Annotated in this window: 3 protein-coding genes; 1 reads left to right on the top strand and 2 read right to left on the bottom strand. The window is 50.0% G+C overall.

Features of this window, described 5'->3' with window-relative positions:
* The first annotated feature begins 485 nt into the window (after positions 1-485).
* Positions 486-935 carry a hypothetical protein gene (locus tag A3OI_RS0102575; RefSeq protein WP_018402791.1) on the top strand — a complete coding sequence of 150 codons (450 nt, stop codon included), beginning with the start codon at positions 486-488 and terminating at the stop codon, positions 933-935.
* 142 nt (positions 936-1077) lie between these two features.
* Here A3OI_RS0102575 and umuC read toward each other — a convergent pair whose 3' ends face one another.
* Together umuC and A3OI_RS23045 are read right to left on the bottom strand one after the other, a co-directional pair.
* A complete protein-coding gene (umuC, locus tag A3OI_RS0102570; RefSeq protein WP_018402790.1) occupies positions 1078-2361 on the bottom strand; it encodes a translesion error-prone DNA polymerase V subunit UmuC in 1284 nt (427 codons plus the stop codon).
* Positions 2361-2594, bottom strand: a complete 234-nt coding sequence (locus A3OI_RS23045) for an LPD1 domain-containing protein (RefSeq protein WP_267283267.1) — start codon at positions 2592-2594, stop codon at positions 2361-2363. Before A3OI_RS23045 ends, umuC begins: the two co-directional genes overlap by 1 nt.
* Positions 2595-2799: the final 205 nt, after the last annotated feature.

The raw sequence follows: 2799 nt of genomic DNA, 5'->3' as shown, positions 1-2799 counted from the left end.
CGAAGAAGGTTCCGGCTCTTCGGCCTCTCAAAAGGCCGCGGCAGTTATTTCTGAATGGTTCGAAACTGAATTATCGCGGAATTCTTGACAGAAAAGTTAGTCTTTCAGCATCCCCGATGATGTTGTTGCCGGGCACGCATAATTGTCGTTCGCTCCGCCGGCACACCGCGCACGCAGTGGAGAATTTAGGTTTAGGATATTTTTCCGGCAGAAGTCAGCGTTGGTGCCACCACCATCAGCAACCATCACCAGCTCAACGAAGCCATATTGCCTGATGTAGGCCGACGTTTTACTTGGCATTCTTCTCTAAAATAGCTCGAGCGCGAGTAGCATTTTGCCACCCCTCTCAGCAAATTTTGATACAATACGGTTTCAATCCGGACAAAGAAAAACACACTTAAGGATGAGTGTCTGATATGAATCATACTCGTGATCTTGTAAAAGCTAATCGGCATAACGGGCATACTCACCCAGGACTGCCATTCATGAATATCGATGAGGTTCTGAGCGGCCTTAACGCTTGGTTAGATTGCCGTCGTAATGATGATTTACCCACGCTCGTTGTTCTTGAAGGCTCCCCTTTCGTAGGAAAATCCTCACTTTCAGAATGTATGTCGGAGGACGGGAACTCAATCCGCAAGCTCGATAGTAGAAGTCTGCGCGGCTATTCAGATGAACTTGCAAAAAACACACATGCAGCGTTCCAGTTGAACACCAATACCTTCCTAATTGATGACGCCGATCGTTGTGATCAGAATGATCTGTTGAATGTGGTGCTCCGCCTGCTTGATCTTGAAGCGAGAGTCATTCTCTTTGTTCGGACCGCACAAAGAATGGCGGCAGCATTAATAGGGAATGCTGCTATGGTAAAAATGACACCGTTTGGGCTTGGCAAGCTTGCTCAAAAATCCAGTTTACCGTTAATCAGGGAATAGCTTGCTCAAAATTGCCTTCGCAACTGAGAGCAAAATTATCATCTGGTTAGCAAAAGATACTGTTAAATCGAGCAGTGGGCGCGGTCGCACCTGGATCTGGGTCTGGATAAGCGCGACGGACATCTATTTGCAAAAGCGCGAGTCACCGTACCTTTGGGAGCGCTGCTCGATCCGTGGTGTAAGCCGGTGATAAGTGCTCTCGACGCATGACATAGGCAGTTGGACCCGCTGCCCTAGCCATACAAAGTGTTGCCCGAGATTTTCGATTAATCTCATCCATCACCGCCATCAGTCGTTCAGATTTGGCTCTGCCAAGGTTCTCAGTACCAAGCGGTTCAAACAAATCCTCCTGCAACCCCGTTTCATCTACAAGCTCACTCAACATCACACCTGCCTTGGCATAGTCGTAGCCGCTCCGGTATATGGAGCGGAGCTGGCCCAAAGCCTGCTGTACGATCAACCGTGAATCCTGTGTCGAATTCACCAGTTTCACGGATGCACTTTTGGAATACTGAGCGACATTCGTTCTAAATGGGTTCGTTCGGATAAACACAATCAACTCACCTGCAAACTGCTGACCACCGCGAAGCTTTTCGGTGGCTCGGGTGGCATAGTGAGCCACAGCTTTTTCTAGGTCCGGCAGTGACTGTAGCGGCTGACCAAAGGAACGGGAGCACATAATCTGCTTTTTTGGTGATGGCGCATCGTCCCAGGCGATGCAAGCAGTTCCATTCAACTCCCGAGCGGTTCTCTCAAGAACAACAGAGAAGCGCTTGCGCAATGTGGCTAGGTCGGTATCGGCCAACTGAAGTGCGTTGGTAATACCCATCGCCTGAAGTTTGACGCTGAGCTTGCGCCCTACCCCCCATACTTCCTCTACAGGCACGATAGCCAGTAGTCTCCGCTGTCTGGCCGGGTCAGTCAGATCGACAACGCCTTTAGTAGCGGCGAATTTTTTGGCGGCGTAGTTGGCGAGTTTGGCCAATGTGCGGGTGGGCGCAATCCCGACACACACGGGGAGGCCTACATTCTGATAAACAGTGTCTTTTACTTGACGACCAAAGTCTGCAAAAGACACCGCTTTATCAATGCCTGTGATATCCAAGAAAGCTTCATCAATCGAGTAAACATCGACTCGTGGGGCCAAGGCTTCCAATGTAACCATCACCCGGTGGCTCATGTCTCCGTAGAGTGTGTAATTAGAAGAAAATAGTTGTATGCCGTACTGGCGAATTTCTGATTTGATTTGGTGAACCGGCACGCCCATTTTGATGCCCAGAGCTTTAGCTTCCTTCGATCGAGCAACCACGCAGCCGTCATTGTTGGATAGCACCACGATCGGAGTATTCCGCAGGTCTGGCCTGAACAGCTTTTCGCACGAAGCGTAGAAATTGTTGCAGTCTACATGAGCAAACACGGTTTTCATCAAGCTTTAGCCTGTTGCCGGTACAAAGCCGCGCCCAAGGCTTGGAAGTAGTTTTCAAACGCTTCATTAATAGCGGCTCTATGCTGGCCTCTAGGGTACAACCCGGCCTGCGCTTCATCCGAATAAACAGTGCCTCGCACCAGGAAGCTGTTGCTGGGCCTGCTGTCTTCAACAAAAGCTTCAAAGGCCCGAGCGCAAAGTTCCTCAGGGCGGGCGTAATACAGCACTTTCAGCTTTTTATCTGCTTGTTGCGAACATTGAAACTGGTCACTGGGTTCGGTACCGCTCTCATTCAGCAGAATAGTTCGAAAACACGGTCGCAGTAGGAATGCCGGTCACCCGACACCCCCTGCACAGATCCGTACGTGCGCTACTAACGCATACGGCTCCTATCTTGAGTGTATACCGTCAAATCGTTTGTTTGGCCAAGGATGCACA

It is taken from the genome of Marinobacter gelidimuriae (assembly GCF_000372805.1).
GTDB lineage: Bacteria > Pseudomonadota > Gammaproteobacteria > Pseudomonadales > Oleiphilaceae > Marinobacter > Marinobacter gelidimuriae.
This window is presented reverse-complemented; position numbering and strand designations above follow the sequence as displayed.